Source organism: Aquabacterium sp. (assembly GCF_044226965.1).
Taxonomy (GTDB): Bacteria; Pseudomonadota; Gammaproteobacteria; order Burkholderiales; family Burkholderiaceae_C; genus Pseudaquabacterium.
In genome coordinates this window covers 60,330-79,773 of the sequence record NZ_JBGAGA010000013.1, presented here as the reverse complement: position 1 = coordinate 79,773, position 19,444 = coordinate 60,330, and the positions used below count along the sequence as shown (strand labels likewise).

Here is a 19,444-nt window from a genome sequence, read left to right as displayed (position 1 = left end):
CCGGTGGATGGCAAGCCCGACCGGGCTGCGAAGAATCGCGGCCACTCCTGCCAACGATTCGAACAACACCATGCTGCTGCTGCATCCGCCCGTCGCGCCCTGGCTCGTCCGCACGCCCGAGGGCTGCCGCGTGAGCCTGCTGACCGATTGCACCGAGCCCACGGCCGTCTACCTGCGCACCTTGCCGGACAACGAGGAGACGCTGCTGCCGATGCGCCACGCCGGCGCGTGGGGCGCGCTGCAGCGCTGGGAGCTGCTGGTGCCCTGGGACGCCGGCAACCCGGCCACGCTGTATGCCTTCAAGCTGCTGCACCAGGGGCGCCAGCACTGGCTGGCGGCCGACGGCACGCATGCCCACGTGCCGCCCGAGGCCCAGCACTTCCGCGTGCCGCGCGAGGCGCCGCCGGCCTGGGTGCGCGATCAGGTCTTCTACCAGGTGTTCCCCGACCGCTTCGCGCGCGGTACCGGCAGCACGACCGACCGCCACGGCGAGACGGTGTACGGCAGCCGGCCGCAGCCGGCGCAGCAGCTGCCCTGGGGCGCGGCGCTGGACCCGGCGCATGCCAACACCAGCTTCCACGGCGGCGACCTGGATGGCGTGCGCGAGCAGCTCGACCACGTGCAGCAGCGCGTCGGCGCCAGTGCCATCTACCTGAACCCGGTGTTCACCAGCGGCAGCAACCACCGCTACGACACCGAGGACTACGACAACGTCGATCCGCACCTCGGTGGTAACGCGGCCTTGGAGCGGCTGGCGGCCGAGATGCGCGGCCGTGGCATGCGGCTGATGCTCGATGCGGTGGTCAACCACACCGGCACCAACCACCCGTGGTTCAACCGCTGGGGCCGCCATGCCGAGCCCGGCGCCGCGCAGTCACCGGCCTCGCGCTGGCGCGACTGGTACGCCTTCAACCGCGACGGCCAGCCGATGTACTGGAAGGGCCACGATTCGCTGCCGGTGCTGGATTTCTCGAACCCCGGGCTGCGCGCCGCGGTGTACGAGGGTGAGGACGCCATCCTCAAGCGCTGGCTGCGGGCGCCGTATGCCATCGACGGCTGGCGCCTGGACGTGATCCACATGGTCGGCGAAGGCGCGGGCGCCCGCAATAACGCGCATTATGTGCGTGGCATGCGCCAGGCCATCAAGCAGGTGAACGAGCAGGCCTACGTGCTGGGCGAGCACTTCAGCGAAGCCACGCGCTGGCTGCAGGGCGACCAGGAAGACGGCTCGATGAACTACTACGGCTTCGCGCAGCCGGTGTGGGCCTGGCTGGCCGGCGAGGACGTCAACGGCCATGCCACCGAACTCTCGACCGCCGAGTTCCGCGCCTGGCTCGACCGCGCGCGCGCGGCCATCGCGCACGAGACCCAGCTGGTGCAGTTCAACCTGCTCGGCAGCCACGACACGCCGCGCTTCATGACCCGGCTGCGGGGCAACGTGGCGCGCGCCAGGCTGGGCATGACGCTGCTGTTCGCCTACCCCGGCGTGCCCTGCCTGTATTACGGCGACGAGGTGGGCATGGAAGGCGGCGGCGACCCCGATTGCCGGCGCTGCATGGACTGGACCGAAGCCGGCTGGCACCACGATCTGCTGGCCCATGTGCAGGCGCTGGCCGCGCTGCGCCGCGAACGGGCCGAATGGCGCGACGGTGCGCTGCAGTGGCTGGCGCAGGGCAACGAATGGGTGGCCTTCGCACGCTACACCGGCGAGTCGATGAGCCTGATCGCCGTGAACCGGGGCCCCGCCGCGGAGGCGCGCATCCCGCTGGCCGCGCTGCCGTTGCCGGTGCGTGCCTGGCGCGACCTGCAAGGCGGCCGCCTGCTCGCCGAGGGCGATGCCTTGCTGCTGCGCCTGCCGGCCGAGGGCAGCTGCGTGGTGCTGGGCGATGCGGGCGGGACCGAGGTCCGCCTCAGCGCGGCGGCTTGAAGCGCAGGCTGCGGAACGCAGCGTCGGCTTCGGCCAGGCGCTTCGGGTCGGCGCTGCGCGCCAGCAAGGTCAGGCGGATCGGGCCCATGCGGCCGCCGGGGTGGACCACCGGCACATGCAGGCCCAGCTGGTGCATCAGCGGGCCGCCGTCGCGGCCAGGCACGGTGTAGCGCAGCAGGCGCGCGGCGCGGCCGTCCAGCTGCAGCGGGGTGTCGGCGAGCACGCGCGCGCCATCGGGCAGCTGCTGCAACGGGTCGCTGTAGAGGCCGTAGTCGTGCTCGACCAGCAACGCCGCGCCCGGGCCGCTGACGGACCAACGGCCGGCTGCTGAATCGACAGCAGTGCCGGCCGTGGCTTCGATCCGCCACGCGGGCGGAATGCAGAGCGAAAAGGCGCCGAAATCGCGCGGCTGGCAAGCTTCGGCGGCCATGCTGCTGGGGACGAACGCCGCCAGCAGCAGGCCCAGCGCCAGCGCGCGACGCGCCGGACGGGCGCTCAGGCCCGGCTTGCGCGGCGGCCGCGCCATGCGGCCAGGCCCAGCGCCAGACCGACCAGGGCCAGCGAGCCCGGCTCGGGCACGGTGATCACCAGGTCGGGCAGCACGAGGTAGGGCGTGATTTCGACGAAGCGCTGGCCCGAGGTGTCGGTCTGCACGAAGGTGCTGCTGAGGATGCTCGACACCTGCGCGCTGGTCAGCGTGCCCATGCCGGTCATGATGATCGGCGCCATCAGGTTCTGGTTGTCGCCCGAGGAATGGCCCAGCCCCAGGTTGTGGCCGAGTTCGTGCGCCATCAGGTTGGCGCCGTAGCTGGCGTCGCCGGCCCAGCTGGAATTCACCGCGATGCCGTTGGCACCGATCCAGCCGCAGCCGATGGTCGAGGTCGTCGGGCCGCCGCACCACTGGATGTCGTCGACGAAGTACATCGCGATCGCCTTGGTGGTGCTGGGGCGGAAGGTGACATCGAACTCGGCCGACGAGTCGATCACCAGCAGCGCCGTGTTGTGCACTTCGACGGTGGCATTGAAGCGGATGTCGATGTTGCGGCCGTCGAACGTGGACTGCGAAAAGATCGCGTCCATGCCGGCTTCGTTGGTGGTGACGAACGCGGCCTGGGCCGACAGCGCGGTGCCGGCGGCGAACAGGGCGGCCAGCAGCTTGCGGGCGTGGGACAACGGCTTGAACATCGGAAACCCCTCGTGAAATATTGGAAACGGCAAAACTGTCGTCGATCGAGCAAGCTTCGTGCCGTGGGCGGAAATCGCTTGTGGATCAAGGGCTTGAGAAGACGGGGTGCACCCGTGAGGGCGCCGACTGTCAAGTTTCTCGACAGCTTGCCGGGCCGCGGAAGACGACGCGTACTTCAGGCGCTAGGCGTGCGGGTCGTCGTGCGGCACAGGGCCGCCAGCAATTGCGGCGCGACGATGGGCTTGGAGACGAAGTCGTTCATGCCCGCATCGAGCGCCAGGCGCTGTTCGCTGGCCAGCGCGGCGGCGGTGAGCGCGATGATCGGCAACTGCTGCGGGCTGAACCGTGCGCGCAGCTGGCGCGTGGCCTCCAGGCCGCTGAGCCGCGGCATGTGCATGTCCATCAGCACCCGGTCGTAGGGCCGTCCCGCGGCCTGCGCGGCCTCGACGCAAGCGATGGCCGCGACGCCATCGACGGCCTCGTCGACCTCGGCGCCCCAGCGGCGCAGCATCTCGGCGGCGATCAGCATGTTCACCGGATGGTCCTCGGCCACCAGCACGCGCAGGCCGGCCAGCGGCTGCGCCGCGGCCGGGGCCGGTGCGGGGGCCATGGCCTCGTCGGCAGCGGGCCGCAGCGGCAGCTCGGCCCAGAAGCGGCTGCCGCCGCCGGGCGTGCTGTGCATGCCCACCGAGCCCCCCATCAGCTGGGCCAGCTCACGGCAGATCGACAGCCCCAGGCCCGTGCCGCCGAAGCGGCGGGTGGTCGAGCTGTCGGCCTGCACGAAGGGCTGGAACAGCCGGGCTTGCTGCTCCGGCGCGATGCCGACGCCGGTGTCGCGCACCTCGAAGCGCAGGCGGGCCGGGCCGGCGTCCGACATGGCCGCGGTCGACAGCACCAGATCGACGCGGCCGGTCTCGGTGAACTTGATCGCGTTGACGAGGTAGTTGACGAGGATCTGCCGCACCCGCACCGCATCGCCGTCGACATGCTGCGGCACGCCGTCGCCGATGGCCAGCGTCAGCTGCAGGCCCTTCGCGCCGGCCTGCGGCGCGTGCAGCTCGTGCAGGGCGCGCACCAGCGCATGCAGGTCGAACACCGCGTTCTCCAGCTGCAGGCGGCCCGCCTCGACGCGCGAGAGGTCGAGGATGTCCGAAATGATCTGCGCCAGGGTCTCGCCGCTGGCCTGGGCATGCTGCAGGTACTCGGCATGGCGGGCCGATTCGGCCGGCTCCTCGCGCGCCAGGCGGATCATGCCCAGCACGCCGTTCAGCGGCGTGCGCATCTCGTGGCTCATCGTCGCGAGGAAGGCGCTCTTGGCCTGGCTGGCGGCCTCGGCCTGACGCTTGGCCTCGGCCAGCGCGCGCTCGCTGCGGCGGCGTTCGCTGATGTCTTCCAGCACCCAGATCATGCCGGCCTCGGTGGGCTGGCGTGGATCGACCGCCCGGCCGCGCAGGCGGCCCGGGAAGCGGCTGCCGTCGCGCCGCGGCACCATGGTCTCCTGGTCGATCTCGCCGATGCCGGCGGCCATCTGCTCGCGAAAGCGCGCGTAGGCGCTGTCGCTGGTGAAGATCACCCGGGTGTGCTGGCCGGCCAGCGAGCCGACCGCGAAGCCGAGCAGCTGCTCGTACATCGGGTTCACGCGCACGAAGTGCTGGTTGCGCACCAGCGCCAGGCCCACCGCGGCATGCTGCAGCAGCTTCTCGGTGTCCAGCCGCTCCTGCTCCAGCGCACTGATGTCGCGCGCGATCGACACCATGTGCTCGCGGCCGTCCAGCTGCAGCAGCGAGGCCGACATCAGCACCGAGAGGGCGCGCCCGTCGTACGAGCGCAGCCGCACCGGCAGGTTGTGCACCTGGCCGTCGCGGCGCAGCTGCTCGCTCAGCCGTGCGCGGTCGGCCGGGTCGGCCCACAGGCCCAGGCTCAGCACGTCCTGGCCGATCGCCGCCTCGGGCTCGAGCCCGAAGCTGCGCGCCATCTGGTGGTTGATCATCACGATGCGGCCCTCCTGCAGCGTGCTCACCACCACTGCATCGGGCGAGGTGTTGAACACCCGCAGCAGCAGCTGCTCCGATTCCTGGCGGCGCTGGGCCTCCTGCATCAGCCGTGTCACGTCGTGGCCGACGCCGCGCCAGCCGGTCAGGCGCCCCTGTTCGTCGTGGCAGGGGTCGGCATTGAACGCGATCAGCAGCAGCCGGCCGTCGGCGGCGCGCAGCCGCACCAGCTGGTCGCGCATCGGCTGTTGGCGCGCGCAGGCCTCGCGCAGCGGCAGCCAGTCGTGGCCGGGCATCTGCAGGTCGGGCAGCTCCCACAGCGCATGGCCCAGCAGGCGCTCCGGCGCGAGGCCGCTGCGCTGCAGGAAGGCCTCCGACACATGGGTGAAGCGGCCGGCGGCGTCCTGTTCCCAGATCCAGTCGGTGCCGATGTGCAGCAGCCCGCGCAGGCGTTCGCGCTGCAGCGCCGCCTCCTCGTAGGCGCGCAGGTACAGCCGCGACATCGCCAGCGCCGCGATCAGGCCGATCAGGATCACCACCGCCAGCGTGTAGGCGCGGTTGAGCGAGGGCATCGCGGCGGCGGCGGTGCGGCCGGGGATCCAGCCGATCAGCTCGGCCTGGTACAGCCCGGCCACCAGGCCCAGGCACAGCAGCGCCAGCGCCGCCGCCGCGCGCATGCCCAGCAGCACGCCGGCCAGGGCCACCATCAGCGCGAACAGGCCGAGCGACTGCCCCTGGACACCGACGCCCATCGCCGCGGCCAGGCCGGCATTGGCCAGCGAGCCGGCCAGCAGGGCCACCACCACGGCCAGCCGCGAGTGCCCCCGCACCGACAGGCCATACAGCCCCAGCAGCACCAGCGCCAGCCCGAGCAGCAGCCCCTGCATCAGCAGGCGCACCTGCGGCGCAATGCCGTCGTACAGCAGCAGCAGCGGCGCCGTGACGGCCATGGCCAGCGCGCCGAACAGCGAGAACGCGCGCGCCGCCTGGCCGCCCACCTCGCGCCGCATGTCGCTGCGCAGCGCTGCTTCACCGGTGGTGGCGGGGCGGCTGGCCATCAGGGCCCCTTCGGGGGCCGGGCGCTGCCCCGCGTTAGAGTCTGGCGCATGGCCCTCGACCCGCAGCTGCCCCAGGATGCCGACAGCCTGCTGAAGCTGGCGGCGCAGTCGATGTTCGACCTGTATGCCCAGACCGTGATGGGCATGATGGTGGTGGACCGCGAGCACCGCATCGTGTGGATCAGCGAAGGCTACAAGCGCTTCCTGCCGGCGCTCGGCTTCGAAGCCGAGGCCGATTTCGTCGGCAAGCGGGTCGAGGAGGTCGTTCCCAACACGTTGATGGCCCAGGTCATCGAAACGGGTCGCCCGATCATGGTCGATTTGCTGACCAACCGCGCCGGTACTTTCCTGGTCAGCCGGGTGCCGCTGCGCGACGCCGCGGGCCAGGTGATCGGCGCGCTGGGCATGGTGCTGATGGACCACCCGGAAAGCACGATGCAGCCGCTGATGACCAAGTTCGTGCGGCTGCAACACGAGCTGGAGGACGCGCAGCGCCAGCTCGCCGCCGAGCAGGTGCGCAATCGGCGGCCCAAGTACACGATCGCCGGCTACATCGGCGCCAGCGCCGCGGCGATGGAGGTCAAGCGCCACGCGCGGCGCGTCGCCGGCACCGAGTCCACCGTGCTGCTGCTGGGCGAGACCGGCACCGGCAAGGAACTGCTGGCGCATGCGATCCACGCCGCCTCGGCGCGCGCGGCGCGGCCCTTCGTCGGCGTCAACATCGCCGCGGTGCCCGACACGCTGCTGGAGGCCGAGTTCTTCGGCGTCGCGCCCGGCGCCTACACCGGCGCCGACCGGCGCGGCCGCGACGGCAAGTTCAAGCTCGCCGACGGCGGCACGCTGTTCCTCGACGAGATCGGCGACATGCCGCTGGCGCTGCAGGCCAAGCTGCTGCGCGCGCTGCAGGAGCAGGAGGTCGAGCCGCTGGGCAGCAACCAGGTCCTCAAGGTCAACGTGCGGGTGATCGCCGCGACCAGCCGCGACCTCGGCCGCATGGTGGCCGAAGGCCGCTTCCGCGCCGACCTGTACTACCGGCTCAACGTGCTGCCGATCCGCCTGCCGGCACTGCGCGAGCGCATCGGCGACCTCGAGGCGCTGGCCGATGCGCTGCTGGACGACATCGCGCGCCGCGGGGCGCTGCCGCACAAGAGCCTGTCCTCCGACGCGCTGGACCTGCTGGTGCGCCAGCCCTGGCCCGGCAACATCCGCGAGCTGCGCAACGTGCTCGAACAGGCGGCGCTGATGACCGACGACATGCAGCTGACGCCGCAGCATTTCGCCAGCGCGCTGCAGCTGGATGCCGACGCGCGGGCCGCGCTGCGTGCCGCGCCGGCCGAGGCCGCCGCCCGGCCCGGCGAGCCGATGCCGCCGCCATCGGCCGCGCCGGCGCTGCCCGCGGCCCCCGGCCTGCCGCGGCCGCTGCCCGAGCAGGTGGCCGAGCTCGAGCGCGCAGCCATCGGCGCGGCGCTGCGCGCCACCGCCGGCAACCGGGTGGCCGCGGCCCGGCTGCTGCAGATCTCGCGCGCCGCCTTCTACGACAAGCTGGCGCGCTACCCGGAGCTGTCACAGCGCCGGCGCTGAGCCCGGCTCAAGCGGGCACCGCGAAGAAGGCCGGGTCCAGCGCCAGCGTCTGGCCGGCGATGCCGGCGATCTCCACGGTGTTGAAGTCCAGCGTGCTGGCCAGCGCGAACAGCGCGCCCTGCGTGTAGCTGCCGTTGGCCAGCAGCCCGCTGTACAGCGCCAGCGCGTCGGCAGGCACCGCGCCGCCGATCACCGTGCTCCAGAGGTAGGCCACCAGCACGTCGTCCGGCACGCCCGGCGCGTAGGTGTTGATGAACTCGGCCGCGGTGTCCTCCAGGCTGCCCAACCGGTCCAGCGTGGCGGTCCATTGGCTCAGCTCGGCCGTGCTGGGCGCGCGGTCGAAGGCGGCATTGAACAGCGCGTAGGCCTGGTAGACATGGCCGCCGGGCGCGGTGTCGCTGGCCAGGAGGGTGTCGGCGAACTGCAGCCGCTCCACCGAGTACAGCGTGTCGCTGCCGTCGGCCCCGCCGCTGACCGTGCGCTGCGTGGTATTGCCGCCGAGCGTGTAGGCCGCGCGCGGGCCGCTGAACACCGCGGTGTCGATGCCGGCCTGGCCGTCGAAGCTGTTGTTGGCCGCGGTGCCGCGGAACACGTTGTTGCCGGCATTGCCGATGCCGTTCAGCGCGCTGCCGGTGAGCACCAGGTTCTCCACGTTGTCCGGCAGCGTGTAGCTGACGCTGGCGCGCACCGTGTCGATGCCGCCCAGCGGGCTCTCGGCGATGCGGTCCTGCGCGCTGGTCACGGTGTACAGGTCGTCGCCCAGCCCATAGCTCCAGACCTTGAAGCCGCTGTCGGGGTCGAGGATGGTGGCACCGGTCGAGCGCTGCGGCACGGTGGCGTTGACCGGGCTGCTGAGCTCGAGCGAGAAGGTCTCGCTGCCCTCGGCGCTGTTGCTGATGACCAGCGGCGCGGTCAGCAGCTTGGTGGTTTCACCGGGCGCGAACACCAGCGTGCCGTAATGGCGCTGGAAGTCCGGTGCCGAGCTGTTGTAGTTGGCGGTGCCGTTGGCGAAGTCGTAGTTCACCCGCACCTCGTTGCCCGAGGGCGCCGAGAGCTGTACGACAAAGTACGCGGCCACGTCGTCCTCGCTGGCCGTGACGGGCGAGGACAGCACCTGCGGCTGGCTCACCAGCGGCCCGTCGTTGCGGCCGATCAGCGCGGCGCCGGTGCCGTCCACCAGCGTGGCGTTGACCGGGCTGGACAGCAGCACCTGGAAGGCCTCGTTGCCCTCGGCCAGCGCGTCGTCGAAGATGTCGACGCCGACGGTCTTGACCATCTCGCCGGGCGCGAAGCTCAGCGTGCCGCTGGCGGCGCGGTAGTCGCTGCCGGCGTGCGCGCTGACGTCGGCGGTGCGCCAGGCCACCGTCACCACATTGGCCGAGGGCTTGTCCAGCTGCACGAAGAAGGACGCGCGGCCGCCGGTCTCGTCGACCACCGTGTCGCTCACCAGCAGCCCGGGCGTGCCGGCGATGCCGTCGTTGTCGATCATCAGCGCCGGCGTGTAGCGCTGCTCGACGACGGCGTTGACCGGCGCGTTCAGGTCGAGCCAGAACATCGCGTTGGCTTCGGCGGTGGTGTTGTCCACCACCGGCGCGGTCACCAGCTTGGTGGTCTCGCCCGGCGCGAACACCAGCGTGCCGTAGTTGCGCTGGAAGTCGGGCGCGGAGCTGTTGTAGTTGGCGGTGGCGTTGACCAGGTCGTAGTTCACCGACACCTGGTTGCCCGAGGGCGCGCTGAGCTGCACCACGAACTGGGTCAAGGGCTGCGCCTCGTCGGTGGCCACCGGCTGCGCCGTGACGTAGGGCGCGCCGGCCGGGGGCGCGTCGTTGCGGCCGATGAGGGCCTGGGCGCCGCTGTCGATCAGCGTGGCATTGGCCGGGTTGCTCAGCTGCAGCCGGAAGGCTTCGTCGACCTCGGGCACGGTGTCGTCGACGATGTCGACGAGCACGGTCTTGACCATCTCGCCGGGCGCGAAGCTCAGGGTGCCGCTGGCCGCCCGGTAGTCGCTGCCGGCCTGCGCCGTGCCGTCGGCGGTGGCGTAGGCCACCGTCACGACGTTCACCGACGGCCGGTTGAGCCAGACGAAGAAGCTGGCCTGGCCGGTGCTTTCGTCGACCACCGGCTCGCTGACCTGCAGCCCCGGCGTGCCGGCCACCGCGTCGTTGTCGATCATCAGGATCGGCGTGTAGCGCTGCTCGACGATGGCGTTGACCGGCGTGTCCAGTTCCAGCCAGAACATCGCGTTGGTCTCGACCGTCGTGTTGTCGACGATCGGCGCGGTGACGACCCGGGTCGTCTCGCCGGGCGCGAACACCAGCGTGCCGTAGTTGCGCTGGAAGTCGGGGGCCGAGCTGTTGTAGTTGGCGGTGCCGTTGACGAGGTCGTAGTTCACCGACACCTGGTTGCTCGACGGCGCGCCGAGCTGCACGACGAAGTAAGCGGCCATCTGCGCTTCGTCGATCGCCAGCGGGCGGGCCGTGACGTAGGGCGCGCCGATCGCGTCGCCGTCGTTGCGGCCGATCTGCGCCACGCCCTGGCTGTCGATCAGCGTGGCATTGACCGGGCCCGAGAGCTGCAGCCGGAAGAACTCGTCGCCTTCGGCCTGGGTGTCGTCGCTGATGTCGACGGTGACGGTCTTCACCATCTCGCCGGGGGCGAAGCTCAGGCTGCCGCTGGCCGCGCGGTAGTCGCTGCCGGCGGTGGCGCTGTCGTCGGCGGTGGCGTAGTTCACCGTCACCACGTTGGCCGAGGGCCGGTTCAGCCAGACGAAGAAGCGGGCCGTGCCGGCGCTCTCGTCGACCACCGGCTCGCTCAGCTGCAGCCCGGGCGTGCCGGCGATGCCGTCGTTGTCGATCATCAGCGCCGGCGTGTAGCGCTGTTCGACGATGGCGTTGACCGGCGCGTTCAGGTCCAGCCAGAACAGCGCGTTGCCTTCCAGCGTGGTGTTGGCCACCACCGGCGCGGTGACGACCTTGGCCGTCTCGCCCGGCGCGAACACCAGCGTGCCGTAATTGCGCTGGAAGTCCGGTGCGGAGCTGTTGTAGTTGGCGGTGCCGTTGACCAGGTCGTAGTTCACCGACACCTGGTTGCCCGAGGGGGCGCTGAGCTGCACCACGAAGCTGGCGCTGGGCTGGGCCTCGTCGGTGGCGATGGGGTGCGCGCTGACGTAGGGCGCGCCCACCGGCGCGGCGTCGTTGGCGGCGATCGTCGCCACGCCCAGGCCGTCCAGCAGCGTGGCATTGGCGGGGCTGGACAGGCGCAGCTGCAGGAACTCGTCCGCCTCGGCCAGGCTGTCGTCGAGGATGTCGACGGTGACGGTCTTCACCACCTCGCCGGGCGCGAAGCTCAGCGTGCCGGCCACGCTGCGGTAGTCGCTGCCGGCCTGGGCCGTGTCGTCGGCGCTGGCGTAGCTGACGCTGACGGTGCCGGTCGCGGGGCGGCTGAGCCAGACGAAGAAGCTGGCGGTACGGGCGGTCTCGTCCACCACCGCGTCGCTGACGCTGATGGCGGGCGTGCCGGCGGTGCCGTCGTTGTCGAAGATCAGCGCCGGCGTGTAGCGCTGCTCGACGCTGGCATTGACCGGCGTGTTCAGGTCCAGCCAGAACAGCTCGGTGCCTTCCTGCGTGGTGTTGTTGACCAGGTTGACGCGCACGGTCTTGCTGGTCTCGCCGGCCGCGAAGCTCAGGGTGCCGTAGTTGCGCTGGAAGTCCGGCGCCGAGCTGTTGTAGTTGGCGATGCCGTTCACCGTGTCGTAGTTGACCTTGATCTCGTTGCCCGAGGCCTGGTCGAGCGTGATGGTGAATTCGATGAAAGCCGCGCCTTCGGCGGCGGCCACGGGGGTGGCGCGGAGGTAGGGCATGGTGGCTCCAGGTCGGGTCGTGGCGGGCTGACGCAGCCCGACGGCGGGAGAGACGCAGTCTGCGCCGAAACGTCAGGGCCCGGCGCGATCAGGCCCGCTGCGATCAGGGTTCGGTGCGGGTCAGCGCGAAGCCGGCCCAGTAGAACGGATGCCGCCAGGCGCCGCCGGGCTGCTCGCGCACGCGGCGCTGGGCGGCCTGCAGCGCCTGCGCGGGGTCGCTGCCCTGGCGCAGCGCGCGGTACAGGCTGCGCATCAGCAGGCTGGTGCTGCGGTCTTCCACCCGCCACAGGCTGGCGACGACGGCGGCCGCGCCGCGCCGCGCCAGCACGCCGGCCAGGCCGTCGAGCTCGCGGCCGTCGGCGCCTTCGGCACCGCCCAGGCCGGTCTCGCAGGCCGAGAGCGTGACAAGCGCCTGGCCGTGCAGGTCGTAGCCGGCCAGCTCGTCGAGCTGCAGCCGTCCGGCGTCGCCGGTCAGCAGCCAGCTCTTGCCGATGTGGCCGGGCCGCAGCACGAAGTGCGTGCCCAGGTGCAGCCACTGGCGCCGGCCCTGCGCCGCGCTGCGCGCGGACTCGGTCGCGCGGCGCAGGCGCTCGGCGGTGAAGGCCTGGTTGAGCCAGGCCGCGCCGGGCACGGCACCGCGGGCGCAGCGGCCGTCGCCGGGGGCCAGGCCCTGCACCTGGCCGTCGACGATGCCGCAGACCTCGTCGGCCACCGCCTGCAGCGCCGGCAGGCCGGCCAGCGCCTGGCTGACGCCGAAGGCCTGCACGTAGGGCGTGGCGTCGGCCGCCGGCAGCGCCGGTGCGGTGTCGGCGAGGCCGGCCACGCGCTGTTCGATCGCGAAGCGTTCGCCGAGGTAGCGGTGGCCGTCATGCAGCGCGGCGAAGGGCAGGTAGCGCAGCACGCCGTCCAGGTGCAGCACCAGGCGCTGCGCGCCGGCGGCCTGCGCGGCCTGCACCAGGGGCGCGGCCAGCTGCGCATGCAGCGACTGCAGCAGCGGCAGCGCGTCTTCACGCGCGGCGATGCGTGCCAGCACCTGGCCGACCTGGCGCGCCAGGCCCGCCGGGTCCACCGGCAGCACCTGGGCCCGGCGGCCGGCGCGGCTGTCCAGCAGCAGGCGCAGCTGGCCGTCGGCCGCGAACAGCCAGGCCTGCAGTTCGCCACGGCGGACGGGTGCTGCGGCCGGCGCGGCGCGGGGCGTGGGCGTGGCCATGGCCGCCCGCGGCGCAGGGCCGGGCGCCGCGCTGGCCTCGCGCAGCAGCGCCTGCCAGGCGGCCACGCGGGCGGCCTCGGGTTGCACAGCCTCGGGCTGTGCAGTCGAGGGCAGTGCGGTCGCGGGCTGCGCGGCCTCGGGGGCATCGGCCGGCGCCTGTGCGCGCCACTGCGCTTCCGCAGGCGTCAGCCAGCGCCGCGGCAACGCGACGGCTGGCACGCCCTCGCCGCGCACGAAGTCCTGGAACTCCTCGCGCTTGAGCAGCCGCAACGTCTGCAGCGCTTCGTCCAGCCGCTGGTCTTCGGCCAGCCAGTCGGCCAGGCGGCGGTAGACCCTCAACTTGTCGGCGACGAAGCCGCGCTCGCTCTCGCGCGCCGCGGGCGGGAAGTCCTGGCGCATGCGTTCGATCTGCTCGACCGCGGCCTTGCCGAAGGCGATGGCCAGCGCCTTGCGGCCCGGCGTGCCGGCCTGGCGCAGGTGCAGCGCCAGCGCGTCGTAGGCCACCCACAGCGGGTGTGCGGTGCCGGCGCTCTGCGCGGCGGCCAGCGCCTGCAGGTGGTGCTGCAGCGCGCCGTCGGGCCGGCCGGCACGCTCATCGGCCAGCGCCAGCGCGTTGTGCACGCGGAAGCGCTGCGCCGGTGCCGCCGAGTCCGCCGCGGCGGCGCGCTGCTGCAGCACCGCGCAGGCATTGCCGGGCAGCGGACCGTGCAGCTGGGCCAGGCAGCGCTGGACGGTGGAATCCTCGACATACGGGTGCTGCTCGCCAATGGCCGCGGCGATCAGCGGCGCGGCTTCGGCATGCAGCGCGTCGACCTCGGCCCAGCGTCCCTGCGCCGCGGCCAGCGTGGCCTGCTGGCGCAGCAGGCGGCCGCGCCAATAGCCGAAGTGAGCGTCCGTGCCGGCCACCTGCAGCCCTTCGGCGATGGCCTGGCGCGCAGCCTCGGCATCGTTGAGCCGCAGGTACAGGTCGGCCAGGTTGTCCAGCAGCCGCAGCCGGCGCAGCGCCGGTACCGAAGGATCGCCGGCGGTCAGCGCGCGCGCGGTTTCGTACTGGGCCTGGGCCTCGGCCAGGCGCGACAGGCTCATCAGCGCCTGCGCGCGGTGGCTCATCGGCACCAGCAGCAGCAGCGCGTTGCCGGGGAAGGCGCGGCGCGCCAGCGCGAGGGACTGGTCGGCGCGGGCCAGGGCCGCGTCGTAGCGGCCGCGGTCCAGCTGCAGCGCGGCCAGGTTGTTCAGCACGCCGAGCTGGCCGCTGGCGCCGATGTCGGGGTGCAGCGCCATCAGGCGCAGCCCGTCGTCGAGCGCGGCCTCGGCTTCGTCGAAGCGGCGCAGCTGCGCCAGCATCGCGCCCAGGCTGGCCAGGGCGTCGAAGGCCTCGGGCGTGTCGGGGCCGTCGAGGCGGCGCGCCAGCGTGACCTCGGCGCGGGCATGGGCGATGGCCGCGGGCAGGTCCTGCTGCGCGTAGGCCAGCATCGTGCGGTGGTTCAGCGCGTCGCCCATGTCGCGGCTGACGGCGTGGCCGCCTTGTTCCAGCACGCCGATGGCTTCCTCCAGCGCCGCGCTGGCGCGCGCCAGCGCATCGGGCGTCTGGCGCAGGGTGCGCAAGGTCTGCTCGCGGCCCAGCAGTGCCCGGGCATAGGGCAGGCTGCGTGTCAGGCCGGCGCGCTGCAGGGCCGCGATCGCCTGCTCGAACCACGGCCCGGCCTCGGCATAGCGGTTCTGGTCGCTGGCCAGCCCGGCGTGCGCCAGGGCCTGCTCGGCCGCCAGCGCGGGCTGGTCGGCCGGCGGTGCGGGCAGGCTGGCCAGCAGCGTGCCGGCCTCGTCGAATCGCCCCTCGGCGCTCAGCGCCTGCACCAGCGCCAGCGTGGCGCGCACGCCCGGGTGGGCGGCGCGCAGGCTGCAGGCGCGGGCGACCGCGGCCGCCGGGTCGTTGCGCAGCAGGGCCTCGGGTTCGGCGGCCAGGGTCGCGGCATCGGCCGGCGGCCGGCCGTCGCAGGGGTCGGTGGCCGCCCGGGTGCTGACGTTCAACATGAGCGTCAAGGCGGCCAGCGCGACGGCGCGCGCGAGGCCTTTCATCGCTGCGGGTTCCCCGCGGCTTCGACCTCGATGCGCAGGCTGCCGTCCGGGCCGCGTTGCAGGCCCAGCGCGGCGAGGCGGGCATCGAGCCCGGGCGCTGGGGTGGGCCATTCGGCTTCCAGGCCGAAGCGGCCCAGGCGCTGGTAGCGGCGCACGCTGGCGCCGGTGGCCTCCAGGCGGCTGGCCCACTCGTCGCGCAGGCCTGGCGCATCGGCGGCCTGCAGCAGCCAGCTGCCGTCGTGCTGGGCGCCGCGCAGCAGCGGCGGCGCGCCGGGCGGCACGGCCGGCGGTTGTAGCTGCAGCAGGCCGACCACCAGCAGGGCCACCGCGGCCAGCGCCAGGCCGGCCGCAGCCGGGCGGCTGCCGAACCAGGCGCGCAGGCGCTCGCCGCGCGCCGCGCAGCCGGCACAGGCGCGGCGCCACCAGGGGCGCTGCCCGCGGTGCGGCGCGGTGCTGCCTTCGGCCGGCAGCAGGCCGGCTTGCACCGCCCGCGCATGCCAGGTCTCTTCGAGGCGGGCCTGCCAGGCGGCTTCCGCCTCGGGCGGCAGCGGCGTCGCCGTCGGCGTCGGCCAGCGCTGCATCGCCTCGCGCAGCCATTGCGCTTCACGCCGCGTGGCTGCCGTGGCGTGCGCGGCGGGGCGTCCGGCCAGGGCCTGCAGCCAGTCGTCGAGGTCGTCGCGCTGCGGGTCTTCGCGATGGCGGTTCATGTCTCGGGCTCCTGCGCGCGGGGCGCGGTGGGGGCGGGCGGCTCGGCCGCCTGGGACGCCAGCAGGTACCAGTCATGGAAGTACACGCGCGCCTTCTTGCGGCATTGCGAGAGGTACTCGCGCGTCGCGCCCGGGCTGCGCTGCAGCAGCCGCGACAGCTCGTCGGGCGTCAGCCCGTCCTCGGCGATCCAGCGCACGACGCAGGCGGCGGCCGGCTGCTCGCGCTGGAAGCGGGCCTGGCAGGCGCGGTACACCGCCTCGAGCTGGCGCGCCTGCGACTGCTGCTCGGGGCCGGGGTTGGCGCGTTCGCGCTGCAGCGCCTGCTCGACCTCCGCGGCGATGCGGCCCTGCGCGTCGCTCACCGGCTGTTCGTCGTGGCGGCGCCGCAGCTGGTCCAGCGCGCCGTGCCGCAGCACGCTCTTGAGCCAGGGGTAGAGCTCGGCGTCACCGCGGTACTGGGCGCAGCGCTGCCAGGCCTTGATCAGCGTGTCCTGCAGCAGGTCCTGCGCGGCGGCCAGCTCGCCCAGTGCCGCGTGGGCCTCGGCCAGCAGCGCGCGACCGTAGTCGCGCTGCAGCACGCGCAGCGCGTCGGCCAGCGGCTGGCCGCCGCGGCGGCACGCGGTGATGAAGTGCGCCCTGTCCATCAGCGCGAGGCGATACGGTGTCGCGGCATCGTGGCGGCACGATGCCACAAGCGGCGGCGGCAGGGTCAGGGCGGGTGAAGCCATCGGGACAGGGACGCGATGACCCGCCAAACGTCAGGTGACAGGCCGGCCGGCCCATCGGATTGACTGAAATCCAGTCATTTCCCCATTGAATGCCTGAGATTCAGTCATTCAGCGAGTCGCGGGCCGTCCGAATGTCAGTCAATTCAGCCGGCTTCAGCCGGTTTTCACCGCCGATCTGCCCCAAAACCCAGGGTTAGAACTGAGCTGGTGCGCCTGGCACGGGCTTTGCGCCTGTGCGCCTTGCTTCGCCGTGCGGCCACCGCGCGGCCCCTTTCCCAGCACATCACAGGCACAGGAGACCCTCGCATGATGAAGCGTCGTTCGTTGATGTACCCGCTCGCCGCACTGGCTGCCGCGCTGGCGCTGCCGGTGGCCGCGGCCGATGGCGGCGAGATCCGCATCGCCCACGTCTACAGCAAGACCGGCCCGCTCGAAGCCTATGGCAAGCAGACGGCCATCGGTTTCATGATGGGCCTGGACTACGCCACCAAGGGCACGATGACGGTGGCCGGCAAGAAGCTCGTCGTGATCGAGAAGGACGACCAGGGCAAGCCCGATCTGGGCAAGAGCCTGCTGGCCGCGGCCTACAACGACGACAAGGCCGACATCGCCGTCGGCCCGACCTCTTCCGGGGTGGCGCTGGCGATGCTGCCGGTGGCCGAGGAGGCGAAGAAGATCCTGCTGGTCGAGCCCGCCGTGGCCGACGCGATCACCGGCGAGAAGTGGAACAAGTACATCTTCCGCACCGGCCGCAACTCGAGCCAGGACGCCATTTCCAACGCGGTGGCGCTGGACAAGGAAGGCGTGACGATCGCGACGCTGGCGCAGGACTACGCCTTCGGCCGCGACGGCGTGAAGGCCTTCAAGGAAGCGCTGAAGAAGGCCAAGCTGGTGCACGAGGAGTACCTGCCGACCAACACCACCGACTTCACCGCCGGCATGCAGCGCATCGTCGACGCGATGAAGGACAAGCCCGGCCGCAAGGTGCTGTTCGTGATCTGGGCCGGCACCGGCAATCCGCTGAAGGCGGCCGAGGTGTTCCTGAAGCGCCAGGGCATCGAGACCGCCACCGGCGGCAACATCCTGCCGGCGATGGTGGCCTACCGCAACTTCCCCGGCATGGAGGGCGCCACCTACTACTACTTCGGCATTCCGAAGAACCCGGTCAACGAATGGCTGGTGTCCAACCACTACTCGAAGTACAAGGCACCGCCTGACTTCTTCACCGCCGGTGGCATGAGCGCGGCGATCGCGATCGTCGACGCGCTGAACAAGACCAAGGGCGACACCGCCACCAACAAGCTCATCAGCACGATGGAGGGCATGAGCTTCGAGACGCCGAAGGGCAAGATGACCTTCCGCAAGGAAGACCACCAGGCGATGCAGAACATGTACCACTTCAAGATCAAGGTCGACCCGGCCTTCGAGTGGGGCGTGCCGGAGCTGGTGCGCGAGATCAAGGCGGAGGAGATGAACGTCCCCGTCCGCAACAAGCGTTAGCCGAGCGCTAGGCAAGCGGGCCCAGCCGGCCCGCCATCCGCATTGACTGGCCGACCCCCGGGACACACGGGGGCGGGGTTTCGTTCGTCCTCGAAACGACCACAGGAGACAAGTCGATGAACTGGAAGATGGTGATGGCCCTCGCCGGGCTGGCGATAACGTGCCAAGGCAGCGTCCATGCGGCGTCTGCGCTGCCGCAGCTGAACGTCGACAAGACCAAGATCAGCGTGTCGGGCCTGTCCTCGGGCGGCTTCATGGCCAACCAGCTGGGCTATGCGTATGCGTCGACCTTCATGGGCGTGGGCGTGTTCGCCGGCGGCCCCTACATGTGCGCGGGGCACAGCAACTACACCGCCTGCATGTACAACGCCTCGATCAGCAGCGGCATGCTGAACACGATGCAGGCCGACATCAACAACTGGAGCGGCACCGCGAACGACAGCAAGTCGCTGGTGGCCGGCCAGAAGATCTTCCTGTTCGTCGGCACCAGCGACACCACGGTCGGCCCGAACCCGATGAACGCGGTGAACACGCAGTACGGCAACAACGGCGTGACGGGCGCGAACCTGGTCTACACGCAGCGCGCCAGCACCGCGCACACCTTCCCGACCGACTTCGATTCGACCGGCAACAACAGCTGCGCGAGCACCGCGTCGCCCTACATCAGCAACTGCGGCTATGACGGCGCGAAGGCCGCGCTGCAGCAGTTCTACGGCACGCTCACCGCGCGCAACAACGCGCCGGCCGCGGCCAACTACATCCAGTTCGACCAGACGCCGTACACCGCCGGCAACGCCGGCATGAACGCCACCGGCTGGATCTACGTGCCCGCCAGCTGTGCCAGCGGCACGCAGTGCAAGCTGCATGTCGCACTGCACGGCTGCCAGCAGAGCCAGGACCAGATCGGCGACAAGTTCGTCAAGAACACCGGCTACACGCGCTGGGCCGACACCAACAACATCATCGTGCTGTTCCCGCAGACCAAGGTGGACAACACGACGCATGCCACGCCCACCAGCGGCACCGTGGCCAACCCGAACGCCTGCTGGGACTGGATCGGCTGGTACGGCAGCAACTTCGCGCAGAAGGCCGGCGTGCAGGCGGCGGCGATCAAGGCGATGGTCGACCGCGTGGCCTCGGGCACCGGCAGTGGCGGCGGCGGTGGTGGTGGTGGTGCGCTGCCCGCGCCCACCGGCGTCGCCACCTCGGGCGCCACCGCCAGCAGCATGACGATCAGCTGGAACGCGGTGAGCGGCGCCACCGGCTACAACGTCTACCGCAACGGCAGCAAGGTGAACGCCGCGGCCGTCACCGGCACCAGCTATGTCGACAGCGGCCTGGCCGCCGCCACGAGCTACAGCTGGACCGTCACCGACCTGGACAGCAGCAACGTCGAGAGCGCGGCTTCGGCGCCCGCCACCGGCACCACCACCGGCGCGGCGGCCACCTGCTACACGGCCAGCAACTACGCCCACACCACCGCCGGGCGGGCACACCAGAGCGGCGGCTACGCGCTGGCCAACGGCTCGAACCAGAACATGGGCCTGTGGAACGTGTTCGTCACCACCACGCTGAAGCAGACCGGGGCGAACTACTACGTCATCGGCACCTGCCCCTAGCT

At 71.8% G+C, this 19,444-nt stretch carries 11 protein-coding genes; 4 read left to right on the top strand and 7 right to left on the bottom strand.

Going from position 1 to position 19,444, the window contains the following annotated elements; all coding sequences use genetic code 11:
- Nucleotides 1-70: 70 nt before the first annotated feature.
- The gene (gene malZ, locus ACILR4_RS08385) at nt 71-1,927 is read left to right on the top strand and encodes a maltodextrin glucosidase (RefSeq protein WP_395700386.1); all 1,857 of its coding nucleotides are present in this window, start codon (nt 71-73) and stop codon (nt 1,925-1,927) included.
- Here malZ and ACILR4_RS08380 read toward each other — a convergent pair.
- The 3 genes from ACILR4_RS08380 to ACILR4_RS08370 form a co-directional block, all read right to left on the bottom strand.
- On the bottom strand, nt 1,911-2,453 hold the full coding sequence (locus ACILR4_RS08380; RefSeq protein WP_395700385.1) for a hypothetical protein: 543 nt from the start codon (nt 2,451-2,453) through the stop codon (nt 1,911-1,913). The genes malZ and ACILR4_RS08380 overlap by 17 nt on opposite strands.
- The gene (locus ACILR4_RS08375) at nt 2,423-3,112 is read right to left on the bottom strand and encodes a matrixin family metalloprotease (RefSeq protein ID WP_395700384.1); all 690 of its coding nucleotides are present in this window, start codon (nt 3,110-3,112) and stop codon (nt 2,423-2,425) included. Before ACILR4_RS08375 ends, ACILR4_RS08380 begins: the two co-directional genes overlap by 31 nt.
- 176 nt (nt 3,113-3,288) lie before the next feature.
- The gene (locus ACILR4_RS08370) at nt 3,289-6,162 is read right to left on the bottom strand and encodes a PAS domain S-box protein (RefSeq protein WP_395700383.1); all 2,874 of its coding nucleotides are present in this window, start codon (nt 6,160-6,162) and stop codon (nt 3,289-3,291) included.
- A gap of 48 nt (nt 6,163-6,210) precedes the next feature.
- Here ACILR4_RS08370 and ACILR4_RS08365 point away from each other — a divergent pair, with 48 nt between their 5' ends.
- Nucleotides 6,211-7,743 carry a sigma-54 interaction domain-containing protein gene (locus ACILR4_RS08365; RefSeq protein WP_395700382.1) on the top strand — a complete coding sequence of 511 codons (1,533 nt, stop codon included), beginning with the start codon at nt 6,211-6,213 and terminating at the stop codon, nt 7,741-7,743.
- 7 nt (nt 7,744-7,750) lie between these two features.
- Here ACILR4_RS08365 and ACILR4_RS08360 read toward each other — a convergent pair whose 3' ends face one another.
- The 4 genes from ACILR4_RS08360 to ACILR4_RS08345 all read right to left on the bottom strand — a co-directional run bounded on the left by ACILR4_RS08360 (nt 7,751) and on the right by ACILR4_RS08345 (nt 16,323).
- Entirely contained in the window at nt 7,751-11,602 is a 3,852-nt protein-coding gene (locus ACILR4_RS08360; RefSeq protein ID WP_395700381.1) for a Calx-beta domain-containing protein, read from the bottom strand.
- A 103-nt stretch (nt 11,603-11,705) separates the two neighbouring features.
- The gene (locus tag ACILR4_RS08355) at nt 11,706-14,888 is read right to left on the bottom strand and encodes a CHAT domain-containing protein (RefSeq protein WP_395700380.1); all 3,183 of its coding nucleotides are present in this window, start codon (nt 14,886-14,888) and stop codon (nt 11,706-11,708) included.
- Nucleotides 14,885-15,595, bottom strand: a complete 711-nt coding sequence (locus ACILR4_RS08350; protein ID WP_395700379.1) for a hypothetical protein — start codon at nt 15,593-15,595, stop codon at nt 14,885-14,887. The genes ACILR4_RS08355 and ACILR4_RS08350 overlap by 4 nt, the downstream gene beginning before the upstream one ends.
- Nucleotides 15,592-16,323 carry an RNA polymerase sigma factor gene (locus ACILR4_RS08345; RefSeq protein ID WP_395700378.1) on the bottom strand — a complete coding sequence of 244 codons (732 nt, stop codon included), beginning with the start codon at nt 16,321-16,323 and terminating at the stop codon, nt 15,592-15,594. Before ACILR4_RS08345 ends, ACILR4_RS08350 begins: the two co-directional genes overlap by 4 nt.
- A gap of 309 nt (nt 16,324-16,632) precedes the next feature.
- Between ACILR4_RS08345 and ACILR4_RS08340 the strand changes: the two genes are divergently transcribed.
- Both ACILR4_RS08340 and ACILR4_RS08335 read left to right on the top strand, forming a co-directional pair.
- Nucleotides 16,633-17,823 carry a substrate-binding domain-containing protein gene (locus ACILR4_RS08340; protein ID WP_395700422.1) on the top strand — a complete coding sequence of 397 codons (1,191 nt, stop codon included), beginning with the start codon at nt 16,633-16,635 and terminating at the stop codon, nt 17,821-17,823.
- A 116-nt stretch (nt 17,824-17,939) separates the two neighbouring features.
- Complete coding sequence (locus ACILR4_RS08335; protein WP_395700377.1) at nt 17,940-19,442, top strand: hypothetical protein; 1,503 nt, start codon at nt 17,940-17,942, stop codon at nt 19,440-19,442.
- Nucleotides 19,443-19,444 lie beyond the last annotated feature (2 nt).